Source organism: Hymenobacter busanensis (assembly GCF_008727865.1).
Lineage (GTDB): Bacteria > Bacteroidota > Bacteroidia > Cytophagales > Hymenobacteraceae > Solirubrum > Solirubrum busanense.
Window position 1 is genome coordinate 615,546 of sequence record NZ_VTWU01000002.1, and the last position, 14,451, is coordinate 629,996.

Sequence of the window (14,451 nt, forward strand, 5' to 3'; positions counted from 1 at the left end):
TGGCCGTTTAGCTGTACTGGCGCAGCGTATCCACGAGCACGCGGAAGTCCTTGGGGTAGTCGGCCTGTACGCTGATGGGTTCCCCGTCGAGACCGGCGAAGGTGAGCTGGTAGGCGTGCAGGGCGAAGCGCTTGATGAAGGGCTGCTCTTCGTCGCCCTGCTTCACGTTGAACTTGCGCTTGAGCGACGAGAGGTAGAAGTCCTCGCCGCCGTACATGGTGTCGCCCACGATGGGCGCCTGCAGGTACATTAGGTGGAGGCGAATCTGGTGCATGCGGCCGGTAATGGGCATGCACTCGAAGAGCGTGTGGCGGGCGAAGGTTTCGAGGGTGCGTACCAGCGTTTCGGCGTGCTTGCCGTTGAAGGCGAGGCGGGCTTTGCCCTTGGTGGTGGTTTCGATGCTGCGCTCCACGCGCAGGCCTTCGTAGTGGTGCACGCCCCAGCTCACGGCGTGGTACACCTTCTGCACCTTGCGGTCCTCAAACTGCATGGCCAGGTTGCGGTAGGCCTCGGGGTGCTTGGCCAGGGCCAGGGCGCCACTGGTTTCTTTGTCGATGCGGTGGCCGGCCTGGATGTCGTCGTAGTGCTGGCGGGCAAGGCGCAGGATATTGGGTGCGCCACCTACCCGCTCGTCGAGCGTGGCCAGAAACGGCGGCTTGTTGATGACGAGGTAGTCCTCGTTTTCGAATATGATGAGGTCTTGAAAAGCAGGTAGCTTCATGAATCGCAGATGACGCGGATGGGGCGCGGGTGCCGCAGATGCGACTGGCGCGGATGACGCCGACCTTGCAGGCATTGCTGCATCGGCAAGACTAGCTGAACAAAGGCAGCGTACGAGTTGGTGCCGCAAAAATAGCGGAGCCACAACTTATTGGGTTGTGGCTCCGTGCAAAAGAAGGGCAGCAGTTGCGGGTATTTACGCCACCGTGTGCAGAATCACCCACAGCGACACGACCGAAATGAAGACCCAGAGCAGCACGCCTTGGATAAACGGCTTGGCGCCGACCGCCTTCAGCACTTTCGTCGACAGGCCCGCCCCGATCAGAAACAGCGTAGCGGTGAGGCCGAGCTTGGCCAGGCCCACCAGCAGCGGCGCCACGGGCTTGAGCACCGGCACGTAGCTGACGAGCAGCATGGCGGCAATGAAGCCGAGGATGAAATACGGCAGCTTGACTTTGGTGCCGGGCGTTTTGAAGAGCACCGCCGTGCCCAGTGCCACCGGAATGATCCAGAGGGCGCGGGCCAGCTTCACGGTGGTGGCAATCTGTAGGGCTTCGTTGCCGTAGTGGCTGGCGGCACCTACCACCGACGACGTGTCGTGAATGGCAATAGCGGCCCACAAGCCGAACTGATTCTGGCTCATGTTCAGCGCCTCGCCGACCACCGGAAACAGGAACAGGGCAATGGCATTGAGCACGAACACCGTGCCCAGCGCCACCGACATTTCCTCTTCCGAGGCTTTCACCACCGGGCCGACCGCCGCAATGGCCGAGCCGCCGCAGATGGCGGTGCCGCTGGCAATGAGGTGCGAAGTGCGCCGCGACACGCCCAGCCAGCGCCCCACGAAGTAGCCCAGCGTGAGCGTGCTGATGATGGAAGCCACGGTAAACAGCAGTCCTTCCTGGCTGGCCTGTAGCGCGGTTTTGGCATTCATACCGAAGCCCAGGCCGATAACCGACCACTGCAGCAGCTTGCTGGTGTATTGCTTGCTCTGAGCAGGAAACGGGTTGCCGAAAACCAGCGCTACCGTCAGCCCCAGCGCCAAAGCCAGCGGCGGGGAGCCCCACGGCGTCAGGCACAAAAGCAGCGTGAGGCCAAACAGCACCTGCTGCGGCGTAACGAGCCAACGGCCGAAGTGGAACGGGCGGGTGAGCGAGGCAGCAAACCGGCTGCGGGCGTGGTCGGCTGGGGAAGGTTGGTAGGTTATGCGGTGGGCGGTCTTCACGGTTCTTCGGCGGCAAGAGGGGCGCCAAAAGTACGCTGATTACCAGCCGTTGGATAATCACAAATACTTATAACCTATTACTTCTGGTTATGCACGTCGCTCAACTGCCGGTGGGCGTAGGTGAGGAAGCGCTGCGCCGGCTGCGGCAGGGGCTGGCCCTGCACCCACACGGCATCGAGGCGGCGCGAGAGGTGCAAATCCTGCACCGGCACGATTTCCAGGCGGCCGGCAGCTACTTCTTTCCCAATGGCGCGCTTCGACACAAACCCCAGCGCATCGGAGGCTTCGATGTAGGACTTGATGGCCTCGGTGTTGTCGAGGTAGAGCGCAACGGACAGCTGGGCGAGCTTGATTTTATGTTCGCGCAGGGCAAACTCCAGCACTTCCAGTGTGCCCGAGCCCCGTTCGCGCAGCACCAGCGGGTGCCGCAGTGCCTCGGCCAGCGGCACGGGCTGAGCAGGCGGTCCAGCGGCCGAGGCCCGGCGCAGGGCCACCAGCTCGTCGTGCAGCAGGAGTTCGTAGTGCAGGTCGCGGTTTTTCACCTGGCCTTCCACAAAGCCCAAGTCGATGTGGCCGCGCAGCAGGGCGTCGGCAATCTGCTCGGTGTTGGCGTTGAGCAGGGTCAGCTCGACGCGCGGGTAGGCGGCCTGAAAACCGGGCAGAATGGGCGGAATGATGTACTGCGCCAGCGTGGTGCTGGCCCCCAGGCGCAGACGGCCGGCGGCGGTGTCGTGCAGGGCGTGGAGCTGCTCGGTGAGTTGCTGGTGCAGGTCGGCCACGCGGTCGGCGTAGGCGAGCAGCAGCTGGCCGGCTTCGGTGAGGGACACGCGGTTGCCGCGCCGCTCAAACAGCCGCTGGCCGTAGCTGCGCTCCAGCTCGCGCACGTGCTTGGTGACGGCCGGCTGGGTGACAAACAGCTCCTGCGCGGCCTTGGTGAAGCTCAGGTGCCGCGCCACCGCCTGAAACACGCGCAAACGAAAATCGGACATGGCCGCAAGGTAGAATAGAACGCCGCACTCCCGGTTGGCCGAAACCGCGTGGGCGAGCTTCGGTGGAAGCCTGCCTGGCCTCCTGAGCGAAATCAGCGCGCCGCCCGCTCAACGCTTGTTGCCGGGCTTCGGCCGTTAGTGGCTACCTTGCTTATCCGATTTCCCGCCTGGTCTTATGAAAAAATCTTTGCTGCTGGCCGCTTTGGCCGGCGCTTCCCTCCCGCTGTCGGCCCAACAGCAACTCCTCACGCCCGAACTGCTCTGGCAACTGGGCCGCTTGGGCGAAATGCAGGTGTCGCCGGACCGCAAAACCGTGGCCTTCACCGTGACGCGCTACGACCTGAACGTCAACAAAGGCAGCGCCGATATTTACACGGTGCCGGTGAACGGCGGCGCCGTGAAGCAGCTGACCACCACGCCCGCCAGCGAGAACACCCTCAACTGGCGACCCGACGGCAAGCTGACGTTCCTCTCCGACGAAGGCGGCAGCACGCAGCTCTACGCGATGAACGCCGACGGCTCGGGCAAGACAAAAATCAGTGACTTTCAGGACGAAAGCCTCTCGAACCTGAAGTACGCGCCCACCGGCAAATTCATTTTGTATACCCAGGACGTGAAGGTGCGCAAGAGCCTGCAGGACCTCTACCCCGACCTGCCCAAAGCCGACGCCAAGCTCTACGACGACCTGTTTTACCGCCACTGGACTTCGTGGGAAGATGACAAAGCCTCGCACGTGTTTTTTCAGCCCGTGGCCAACGACGGCAAGCTCACCGGCTACGGCAAAGACGTGCAGGAAGGCGAGGTATTCGACTCGCCGGTGCGGCCGCTGGCCGGCTCCGAGCAGCTTGCCTTTTCGCCCGACGGCTACAAACTGGCCTACACCTCGCGCAAGCTCTCGGGCCGTGCCGAAGCCGTGAGTACCAACTCCGACATTTACCTCTACGACCTGCGCAACAACGCCACCGAGAACCTGTCGAAGGGCATGGAGGGCTACGACATCGAGCCGGCCTTCTCGCCCAACGGCACGCAGGTGGCCTGGCTGAGCATGGCCACGCCGGGCTTCGAGTCGGACCGCAACGGGATTGTGGTGCACAACCTGGCCACCGGCAAGCACGAGGACATCACGAAAGGCTCGGAGCTGAGCGCCGGCAACCTGCGCTGGTCGCCCGACGGCAAGACGATTTACTTCGTGGCCGTGGTGGAAGGCACCGAACAGCTGTTTTCGGTGCCCAGCAAGGGCGGTAAAATCAGCCAGCTGACGAAGGGTCTCCAGAACTACAACGCCTTCGAGCTGGTGGGCGCCGACGCGGCCATCTGCAACCGCACCACCCTCAGCACGCCCGCTGAAGTGGTGCGCGTGAACCTGAAAAACGGCAAGGAAACCGTACTCACGCAGCTCAACCAAGATGTGTTGGGCAACGTGAAGCCGGTGAAGGTGGAAAACCGCCGCGTGACGACCACCGACGGCAAGCAAATGCAGGTGTACGTCATCTTCCCGCCCGATTTCGACCCGAAGAAAAAGTACCCCACGCTGCTGTACTGCCAAGGGGGCCCGCAAAGCCCCATCACGCAGGCGTTCAGCTACCGGTGGAATTTCCCGCTGATGGCTTCGCAGGGCTACATTGTGGTGGCGCCCAACCGCCGCGGCCTGCCCGGATTCGGCCGGCAGTGGAACGACCAGATCAGCGGCGACTGGGGCGGCCAGCCGATTCAGGACTACCTCTCGGCCATCGATAAAATCTCGGAGGAGCCTTACGTGGACAAGGACCGGCGCGGCTGCGTGGGGGCCAGCTACGGCGGCTACTCGGTGTATTACTTGGCCGGCCAGCACAAGGGCCGCTTCAAGACGTTCATCGCCCACGCCGGTTTGTTCGACCTGACGAGCTGGTACCCGACGACCGAGGAAACTTTCTTCGCCCACCACGATTTGGGCGGCGCGCCCTGGTCGCAGATTACCTCGCCCAACGAGCTGCAGCAGGCCGCCGACGTGGAGAAAATGGTGAATGGCGACCGGAAAGCCACCACCAACACCAGCATCTACCGCACCTACACGCAGTTCAACCCGCAGCGCTTCGTGGGCAACTGGGATACGCCCATCCTCGTCATTCACGGCGGTAAAGACTTCCGCGTGCCCGAGGGCCAGGGCATGGAGGCGTTTGGCTCGGCGCAGCTGCGCGGCATTCCCAGCCGCTTCCTGTACTTCCCCAACGAAGGCCACTGGATTCAGAAGCCCCAGAACGCGGTGCTCTGGAAACGTGTGTTTTACGATTGGCTGGCCCGCACGCTGAAGCCCGAAACGGTAACCGGAATGGCCAAATAAAGGCCCCGATGATCCAACAAGCCACGGCCCCGTTTGCAGTGCGCAAACGGGGCCGTGGCTTGTTGGGGTGGCGCTACCGACTGCCTTTAGGCCGTTTTGCGAGCCAGCATTTCTTGGTTGCACCACTGTTCGGCGTCGAGCAGGGTGGGCACCACCGGCGGGTGCACCGCCGACAACGTTTCGAGTTCCTGCCGCACAGTGTCGTTGAGGTGGCAGAGGATGAGGCTCATGCCGTGTTTGCGCAGCTTGTTGTAGTAGAAGGTCAACAACTGGTTGGCGTCGGGCGGCAAGTGGTGCAAATGGCTGCAGTCGACCCACACGCTGGACTTGCCGCTGCGCACGGCGCGGCGCAACGCCCAGTCGAGAGAGTCATCGTGCTCAATCTGATCAGGCAGGTCGTCGGCCAAAATGAGCAGGTAGCTATTGGGTAATATTTCGCGGTAAACCTCCATTGGGGGTAGGGAGTGCGGTGAATTGGTGCGGTGGAGCAAGGGCGGCAGTACAAGTAAACCAGCCGCGTGAAGCACGCGGCGCGAGCAAACGCATCAAGTCAGGGCAAGGCAGGGGGGTTATAGGTGGCTGCGGGGGCCGAAGCCCATCAACTTCTCACTTCTCTCGGCAGCAGTCTACTTGCGCAGTGGCACGCAAGTCACTTATGTTCAATTCGTTCTTCGGGTTATACTCAAAAATTCGCCATATGGTTCCAATACTATATAGATTACCGGAAAGAACAGTATATATCCGTTTTTACCACCGTCTGCCGCGGGCACTACGGATACAGGCTCCAGAGCCGACGCACACGTTTCGCAGCGGCGCAGGCACAGAGCAAGGACAACCGAAACAAGTATTCGGTTGCTCAACTGATTGAGTAAGAGTAGATACTAACGGCAGAGCCAACCACAAAACAGGGCGGCCTAGTACAGCACGTCGTCAATGGGCTGGATTTTGGGCGGCAGCTCGGTTTCGCCCAGCATTTCGCGCAGGTCAATTTCGACGGCGCGGCATAGGGCCGTCATGGGCACGTCGTTCATTTGGTACTCAAACGGGTTTTCGCTCGTGTGCCCCACCGACTCGATAGTGTTGAACACCCACGCCACCAACGTGGCAAAGGGCACCGTGAGCCACACCATGTAGTGGCCCAGGCTGTCGAACTCGCGCAGCAAACCCAGCGGCAGCAGCAGGGCAAACAGGCACACAAACACGAAGCTGTAGAAGGCGAACTGGCGCGGGAACGGCGTGTTTTTGATTCGCTCACACCCGCCTTGCAGTACAAACAGCTGATCGAGCGTTTGCATCGTGCCCACGTGCTGGAAGTCGTTGAGCAGGCCACGTTCCTCGCGCAAAATCCGCAGCTCGGCGGCCTGTCGGCGCAGCAAGTGCGTGGGCGGGTTGGCCCGGTGGCGCATAAACTCGCTTTCCTCCTCGCTCAAAAACGGCGCTACCTCGTCGGCCCACCGCTCGTCGCGCTGGCGACGCAGCTCCAGGCGCAAGGCATTGCACCACGCAATGTGGCGGTAGAGCAGCACGCGGTGCCGCTCCGTCAGCTCGGCGGCCGTGGCCGCGGGCCGGATGTTGGTCAGCTCCGGGGCGTCCACGCGCGACGTCACGTACTCCAGCATCTGGATGGCCCAGGTGCGGCTGGCATTCACGATGCCGCCCCAGATCTGGCGGCCTTCCCAGAATCGGTCGTAGGAGCCGTTGTTCTTGAAACCGATGTAGAACGCCACGGCCGTACCCAGCGTGGCTACCGGCTGCCAGGGAATGGACAGCTGCGTGAAACCACCGGCAAACAGCGCGCACACCACCGTGTTGTACAGCAATAGTAACAACACCGGGCGCCAGGCTTTTCGCCAAATGATGTTCCAACGCAGGTTTTGCCGAATGTACATGCCGGTAGTGAGGTAAAGCGGTGCCGGGGTTGTGCCGAACTGATGAGCTACTTACCGGGCAAAGGGCGCGAAAGGTTTTGCGTATTGCCGGCTTGCCGCGCTGCTCCGTTCGCAAAGCACCTCATACTCAGCCGGTGCCAATGCCCATCAGCTCCATCAGTTTACTGGCGTTGAACTCACGGCAGATGCCGGGCGTGAGGCGGTAGTCGAAGCGAATGTCGTCGCCTTCGACGGTGCTGTTGAAGCTGAAATTGCGCACGAAGCCGGGCAACTCCTGTTCCAGGTCGCCCAGCTCCAGATCGTGGGTGCTCACGAGGCCGCTGGCGGGCCGCCGGTGCAACTGCCGGATCAGGCCGCGGGCGCCGTCGTGCCGGTCGCGGGAGTTGGTGCCTTTCAGGATTTCGTCGAGCAGGAAAAACACGGGCTGGCCCTGCTCGGTGAGGTCGAGCAGCTGGCGCAGGCGTTTGAGTTCGGCGTAGAACGACGACGTGCTTTCGGCCAGGTTGTCTTGGGTGCGCGTGGCCGTGAAAAGCTGCATCGGCCCGATGCGCAGCTGCCGGGCACACACCGGTCCGCCGGCCAGCGCGAGGACCGCGTTGATGCCCAAGGTGCGCAGAAACGTGGTTTTGCCCGACATGTTCGAGCCCGTAACCAAGGCCGTGCGGCCCGCGCCGGCGGTAGCAAAGTCGTTGGCCACACGCTGCGCGCTGAAGATGAGCGGGTGCGCCAGGGCTTCGGCGTCGAAGGTGAGCGGCGCGCCCATCACCTCGGGCACGGCCCATTCGGGCTGGGCGTATTGGGTGGCGGCGAGGCTCACCAGGGCTTCGGTTTCGGCCACGGTTTCCAGCCACGGCTCCAGCGCGCCGCCCAACTCCCGCTTCCACCGCTCCAGCCGCCACATCCAGAAGAAGTCCCACATGAGCAGGTTGTTGGCAAAGAATCCGGCCAGGGTGCTCCAACGCAGCGAAAAATTCTGGGCAATGCGCGCCAGCCGCGCCACATAGGCCGAAGCCGGCTGACCGGCGCTCAGCAGCCGCGCCCGCAACTCTACCAGCAGCGGCGCCGTGCAGTCGCGCTCTTCCAGGCTGATGAGCTGGTCGCGGTAGGCCCGCAGCACGTCGTGCATGTCCATGCTGCGCTCGAAAATGGCGTCGCGTTCGGCCCGAAAACGGTAGTTGACGGCGTACATAGCCAAGACCGGTGCACCCGCCAGCCAGCCCGAATATCCCAGAAACCACAGCACCACACCCGCCACGGCCAGCGGCGGCAGCACCGGCAGCAGGGCCAGAATCCAGGCGTGCTTGGCGTAGAAACCGGGCGCGTGCATCCAGTGCAGAAACGGGCGCGGGTCGTCGGCTTGCTTGGGGAAATGCCGGGCGCGGGCCTGCCAGTCCTGTCGCCACGCTACGTCCGGCGCCAGTTCGGCCACGGCCTGCTGCCGCGCCCGCAACTCGGGCACGGCGGCCGGCGCCTGCAGCCACGCAGCCAGCCGGTCTTGGCCCAGCCGGGAAGTGGTGCGGCTCAGCAGCTGAAACAGGGAGTGCGCACCGAAGATGTCGAGGTCGGCGGTGTAGGGGTGTGCGCCGTCGGCGTAGCGTTGGCCGCTGTCGAAACCGTTGATGTTGCCGGCCAGCCGCTGCAGCTCTTCCTGGTTGATGAGGCCAAGCAGCTGCTGGTGCCGCAGCCGGTAGCTGATGCGGCTGTGCCAGCGCATGACCAGCAAAAACACTACGTAGGCCACGGCCAGCAGCGCCCACGCCGCTGCCGTGTACTGGTTGCGAAACAGCCACCAGGCTCCCCCAGTCGCTCCGGCAAAAACGGCTACGCGCAACCACCCCACAGCCGCGTGCCGCCCGCTTATGCGGGCGGCTTCGGCGGCGTGCGTGGCGACGTTGTCGGTAAAAATGGCGTGGGGCGAAACGATAAGTGGGCGGATGGCAGCGGAAACAGGCACGGCAAAGCAGCTAGACCAGCGAAGGTACGTGCCTGGTTTAGGAGTTGGGAAGCTGTGACTCTCCCAGCGGTTAGTGTCCCTCTTCGATTCAGGACTTGCCAGGAGTGGTTTATCAGAGCCCAGAACGAAACTCCCCTACTCCACCTTTCCCAGCCCCCGGTCCGCCGGGCCGTTCATCAGCTCGCCGTAGGCACTGAAGCGGCTGCCGTGGCAAGGACAGTCCCAGCTTTTTTCGAGGTTGTTCCAGTGCACCACGCAGCCCAAGTGCGGGCAAATGGCCGAGCACTCGTGCTGCTGGCCTTGTGGGTCGCGGTACACGGCCACTTTGGCAAGGCCGCGGCGCAGCACAGCACCGGTGTCGGGCGCTATTTCCTCGGCCGAGGCCACGTCGCCGCCGGTGAGCAGGTCGGTGTATTCGGCGGCTACGTTCAGGTTTTCCTTCAGGAATTCCTTGGCCGTGTCGAGGCTGCCGGTAATGCGGCCGGGGTCGTAGAGCTTCTCCCAGGGGTTGTCGCGGCCTTGGATGAGGTCGGTGATGAGCATGGCGCCCAGGGTGCTGTGCGTCATGCCGTGGCCCGAGTCGCCGGTGATGATGTACACGTTGTCGGCGTCCATCGGATTGCGGCCGGCGTAGCCGAGGCTGTCGACGGGCTCCATCACCTGCCCCGACCACCGAAATTCGGTTTGCTGCGCGCTCGGGAAGTGTTTCCGCGTCCATTCTTCCAGGCAGCGCAGCCGCTCTTCGGGGTCCGATTCCTGCCCGGTTTTGTGGTCCTCGCCGCCCACAATCAGCAAGTCATAGGCGCTGCCGCTGGAGGTAGAATCGGGCATTTCCTGCAGGCGGATGTAGTGGTAGGGGTCGGCGGTGTCCCAATACAGCGCCTGGGTTACCGAGCCTTTGGGCACCCGCACGGCCACCACGTAGGTGCGGTAGGGCGCCTGCTTGGTGTGCATCACCACCCGGTCGTTGAAAGGCGTGTTGGTGGCCACCACCACGTGCTTGGCCGCTACTTCGGCGCCGCCCTGGGTTACCACGCGCACATCTTGGTCGATGACGTGGATTTCGGTGGCGCGGGTGTGGGTAAAAATGCGGCCACCGCGCTTCACCAGGGCTTGCGCCAGGCCGTTGAGGTACTTGAGAATGTGAAACTGGCCCTGGTTGGGGAAGCGCAGACAGTCGCCGGTATGAAAGCCGGTGGCGCGGGCATCGGGCAGCCGCTCTACGCCGCCGAGGCCGGCGCGGTGAGCGGCTGCCAGCTCGTCGTCGAGCTCCTTTACGGTGCCGCCGGCGGGCAAAAACAGAAAGCCGTCGAGGCGGGCAAAGTCGCAGGCTATGTTTTCTTCGCGGGCAATGCGCTCAATCTGGTCGATGGCGGCGCCGTGGCTGTCGGCGGCGAGGCGGGCGCCCTCCTGGCCAAACAGCTTTTCGAGATTGTAGTACCGGTCGTCGAGGGCGTTGGAGAGGTGGGCGGTGGTGCGCCCGGTTTCGCCCGAGCCGATTTCGCCGTCTTCGAGCACCACCACGGTGCGGCCTTCGCGGGCCAGCAGGTAGGCGGTGCTCAGGCCCGCTATGCCGGCCCCAATGACCACCACGTCGGCGGTGGTGTTCTGCGAGAGGACCGCGAAAGTGGGGCGGTCGGCGGTGGCCAGCCACGCGGTGGGCGTGGCGCCGGAGCTTTGGTCAGGCGTGAGCATAGGGCAGCGAAGTGTAGAATGAAACGCTGTGTGCTTACGCCGCCCGGTGCGCCGGGGTTAGTGGTCGAGCTTGCCGTTTGCGGCCGGCCGGCCTGTTTATGCCAGGAGACTTGGCTTCGTCGGCAGCTCCTGCGCATCCGACCCAACGGGCAACTCGATGCTGATGGTGGTACCCCGGCCGGGCTGCGAGCGGATGGTGAGCTGGCCGCCGAGCAGGCCTACGCGGTTACGAATGCCGGTCAGGCCAATGCCGCTGTGCTGGTTTACGGCCGTTTCCACATCGAATCCCGCGCCGTCGTCTTCCACGCTTACCTGAATGTGCCGGCCGGCTGGCTCCACGTACACGAACGTTTCGCGGGCCTGGGCGTGCTTCATCACGTTGTTGAGCAGCTCCTGCACGATGCGGTAAATGGCGGTTTCGAGCACGCGCGGCAGAGCCGTTGGCAGCTCACCAACGGCCAAGTGTACCTGCAAACGCTGCTGCGGAATACGCTTGCAGAGTTCTTCCAGCGCGGTTTTCAGGCCGAAGTCTTCCAGGATATTGGGCGTCAGCTCGAAGGAAATGCTGCGCGTGGCTTTAATGGCTTCGTTGAGCACGCCCAGCGCGGCGGCTCGGTGTTCCTCATCAACGGGTTTGTGCTCGAGGTGCAGCTTGGTGGCGTACAGTAGCTGCCCCACGCCGTTGTGCAGGCCCTCGGCAATGCGCTTCCGCTCGTCTTCCTGGGTGTGCAGAATGGCGCTGAGCACTTCTTTCTGGCGCTGGAGCTGGGCCTGGGTGGCAAGGGTGGCCAAGCGGTTGCGTTCGGTCACGTCGCGGATTACGGCCAGCACCCCGGTTATGTCGCCGTTGGGGTTTTGCAGGGGCGCGAAATAGGCGTCGAAATACTGGTTGCGGAAGGGCAAATCGTAGCGCTGCAGCAATTCGCCTTTCAGCACCCGCTCCAGCACCTGGCGGTATTGCGGCACGTTCAGCTCGGGCACCAGCTCAAACAGCTTGCGGTTTACCACCTCGCTTTCCACCAGTCCGAAGGTTTGCTGCGCTACGCGGTTGAGCACCGTCACGCACAGGCTGGCATCGAGGGCCACGATGCCGTCGACGCTGGTGTCGAGCAGGCTGCGGGAGAAGTCTTTCTCGGCCTTCAGCTTGGCGTTGGCCTGCTGGGTTTCGGTCACGTCGATGGCGAACAGGATGCCACACTGCCGCTCCTCGTCGAAAAAGCCGTAGTTCTGGAAGTACACCTGCTGGCCCCGGTTGGGCGGCAGGCCCAAAAAGCGCACTTCGTTGCCACTCAGCAGCACGTTCATGTGCTCCAGCAGCATGGGGTAAGCATCGAACACGTTGCGGCCGTTCAGGAAATTATCGGCCACGCCAAGGCGCTGCAACCCGGCACCCACTACCTCCAGCAAGGTACCATCGGGCGCCACGCGGGTGAGTACCACGGGCATGTTGTGCACAATGCGGTCGAGCAGGCGCGTCTGGTAGCTGATTTCCTGCTGGGCTTCGTAGCGGTCGGTCACGTCGCGCACCAGACCCACAAAGCGCAACGGCTGGCCGGCGGGGCTGTATACGGCTTGGCCGGTGGCCGCCACGTGGTGCACCGTGCCATCGGGCCACACCACCCGGTGCTCCAGCTCAAAGGGCGTGTTGTGCTGAATCGACGCCTGAAGAGCAGCACTTACGGCCGCTATGTCGTCGGGGTGCATGGCCTCGGTAAGGGCAGCAAACCGGCCCGGCAGCGAGGAAAAAGCGCGACCGAAGATGGCCTGGGCGCGTTCGTCCCACTGCAGGGCGTTGGTTTCTAGGTCTACCTCCCACACGCCGGCACCTGAGCTGATGAGGGCCAGTCGCAGTCGTTCTTCGCTGTCGAGCAGGCGCTGCCGGTCGCGGCGACGCTCGGTTACGTCGCGCAGCACGCCGGTTATCTGCAACGGGGCGCCCTGCTCGTCGCGGGTAAGCTGGCCGTTGGCCCGCACCACACGCACCTCGCCGCCGGGGTGCACCACGCGGTACTCGGCGTTGAGCTGCTCGTTTCCGTGTACGGTTTGCTCAATGGCAGCCTGCAGCAGCTCCCGGTCGTCGGGGTGCGTGAGGCCAATCAGCTCGTCGAAGGTGTAGGGCTGCTCGGGCGGCAGGCCCAGAATGGCGCGGGCTCGCTCGTCGAGGTATACTTCCTCGGTTTTCAGGTTCCAGGAGTTCACGCCCAGCTTGGCCGACTTGAGAGCCGCGCGCAGCCGGTTTTCGCTTTCCCGCAGGCGCTCCACGTCATGGCGGCGTTCGGTCACGTCGCGCCACACCATGTGGGTAAGGGTGGTCTGCTCCGGAATGGCTACCGGCGTGAGCACGCCCTCAATCCAGATGTCGCGGCCCGAAAAGTGGTGCATCAGCATTTCACAACGCAGTGAGCCTTGCTGCTGGGCCAAGCGCACGTTGTCGGCAAACCACTCGGCCGTCAGGCGGCCGTCGGGCTGGCACTCCGGCGCGCACACCGCCACCGGCTGGCCCACCACCTGCTCCGGGCGCTCGGCCCCAATGAGGCGCAGCGCGGCGGCATTGCAGGCGGTATAGCGGCCATCCTGGAGCAGCAGCATGCCGTCGGAGCTTTGCTCGAACAGGGTACGAAAGCGGGTTTCGCTGGCTAGCAAGGCTTCCTCGGCGCGCTTGCGGGCCGTAATGTCGCGCCACGTGGCGTACAACAGCTGTTGCCCGCCTACTTCGATGGGCGTCACGGTGACGTCCATCCACATCGGTTCGCCCGCAAACGTGTGGCGCAGCCATTCAAACTGGCAGGAGCCGGTGGCCTGGACCGTGCGCAGGTAGTGCTCCATCAGCTCGCGCGACGAACGACCGTTGGGCTGCACCGGGGGCACGTTCAGCAGCAGCGGCTGCCCCACAATCTGGCTTTTGTCGCGGGCGCCCAGCAGGCGCACAGCGGCTTGGTTGCAGTCGACGTAGCGGCGGTCGTGCACCAGCACCGAGGCGTCGGCCGACTGCTCGAAGAGGGTGCGAAACTTGGCTTCGCTGGTGGTCAGGGCCTGGGCCGTGCGTCGCTGCTCGGTGGTGTCGAGGAAGGTCACGCGCACCTGGGTGGTGCCGGCAGTGGCCACGGGCAGGCCTTCGAGCAGGGCGTGGAACGGGGTGCCGTCGTGGCGGCGCATTTCCAGCTCGCAGGTCTGGCGCTCCTCGCTGTGCAGGGTGCGCTGCAAAAACTGATAGAACGCGTCGCGGTTGTCGGGGGCCACAAACAGCTGAAAGCGGCGGTCTTGCAGCAGCTGGCGCGTGGTGCCCAGCAGCTGGCTGGCGCGCAGGTTGAGCTGCTGAATGAGGCCGTGGGCATCGAGGGTGCAGTAGCCGACCGGGGCAAAATCGTAGAGGTCGATGAACTGGGCCCGCACCCGCTGGGCTTCCTGCTGGGCCAGCAGCAGCTCCTCGTACTGCATTTCCAGCTCTATCTGGTGCACCTGCAGCTCTTCCACCAGCCGCTGCACTTCCTCGGGGCTTTTCTGGCTCAGGGTTTCGGTAACCACGCGGCGGCGCTCGGCCCGCTGGCGCAGCTCATCGAGGCTGCTGGTGTGAAGGCGGCCGGCCATATCGTCGGCGAGGGAAGCACTCATAGCGGGGAAGGAACAAGGCGGCAGCCCGAGTAAAGTACGCAGAAACG

The 14,451-nt window shown here is 63.8% G+C and carries 9 protein-coding genes; 1 reads left to right on the forward strand and 8 read right to left on the reverse strand.

Translation table 11 applies throughout. From position 1 onward, the window contains the following. Nucleotides 1-7: 7 nt before the first annotated feature. From F0P96_RS07095 to F0P96_RS07105, 3 genes are all read right to left on the reverse strand, one after another. A complete protein-coding gene (locus F0P96_RS07095) occupies nucleotides 8-721 on the reverse strand; it encodes an RluA family pseudouridine synthase (protein WP_151078138.1) in 714 nt (237 codons plus the stop codon). A gap of 195 nt (nucleotides 722-916) precedes the next feature. Continuing rightward, on the reverse strand, nucleotides 917-1,945 hold the full coding sequence (locus F0P96_RS07100; RefSeq protein WP_235917414.1) for a YeiH family protein: 1,029 nt from the start codon (nucleotides 1,943-1,945) through the stop codon (nucleotides 917-919). 77 nt (nucleotides 1,946-2,022) lie between these two features. Next, the gene (locus F0P96_RS07105; protein ID WP_151078139.1) at nucleotides 2,023-2,934 is read right to left on the reverse strand and encodes a LysR substrate-binding domain-containing protein; all 912 of its coding nucleotides are present in this window, start codon (nucleotides 2,932-2,934) and stop codon (nucleotides 2,023-2,025) included. Between the two features lie 175 nt (nucleotides 2,935-3,109). Here F0P96_RS07105 and F0P96_RS07110 point away from each other — a divergent pair, with 175 nt between their 5' ends. After that, nucleotides 3,110-5,254, forward strand: coding sequence for a S9 family peptidase (locus F0P96_RS07110; RefSeq protein ID WP_151078140.1), 2,145 nt, complete (start codon nucleotides 3,110-3,112; stop codon nucleotides 5,252-5,254). 86 nt (nucleotides 5,255-5,340) lie between these two features. On the opposite strand, the gene F0P96_RS07115 is transcribed toward F0P96_RS07110, so the two are convergent. From F0P96_RS07115 to F0P96_RS07135, 5 genes are all read right to left on the reverse strand, one after another. After that, complete coding sequence (locus F0P96_RS07115) at nucleotides 5,341-5,706, reverse strand: hypothetical protein (RefSeq protein WP_151078141.1); 366 nt, start codon at nucleotides 5,704-5,706, stop codon at nucleotides 5,341-5,343. Nucleotides 5,707-6,168: 462 nt separating this feature from the next. Continuing rightward, nucleotides 6,169-7,143 carry a bestrophin family protein gene (locus F0P96_RS07120; RefSeq protein ID WP_151078142.1) on the reverse strand — a complete coding sequence of 325 codons (975 nt, stop codon included), beginning with the start codon at nucleotides 7,141-7,143 and terminating at the stop codon, nucleotides 6,169-6,171. A 127-nt stretch (nucleotides 7,144-7,270) separates the two neighbouring features. Continuing rightward, nucleotides 7,271-9,097, reverse strand: a complete 1,827-nt coding sequence (locus F0P96_RS07125) for a MutS-related protein (RefSeq protein WP_235917415.1) — start codon at nucleotides 9,095-9,097, stop codon at nucleotides 7,271-7,273. A gap of 135 nt (nucleotides 9,098-9,232) precedes the next feature. Next, nucleotides 9,233-10,792 (reverse strand): FAD-dependent oxidoreductase, encoded by a 1,560-nt coding sequence (locus tag F0P96_RS07130; protein ID WP_151078143.1) that lies wholly within the window; start codon nucleotides 10,790-10,792, stop codon nucleotides 9,233-9,235. 96 nt (nucleotides 10,793-10,888) lie between these two features. Beyond that, nucleotides 10,889-14,404 carry a PAS domain S-box protein gene (locus F0P96_RS07135; protein WP_151078144.1) on the reverse strand — a complete coding sequence of 1,172 codons (3,516 nt, stop codon included), beginning with the start codon at nucleotides 14,402-14,404 and terminating at the stop codon, nucleotides 10,889-10,891. Nucleotides 14,405-14,451 lie beyond the last annotated feature (47 nt).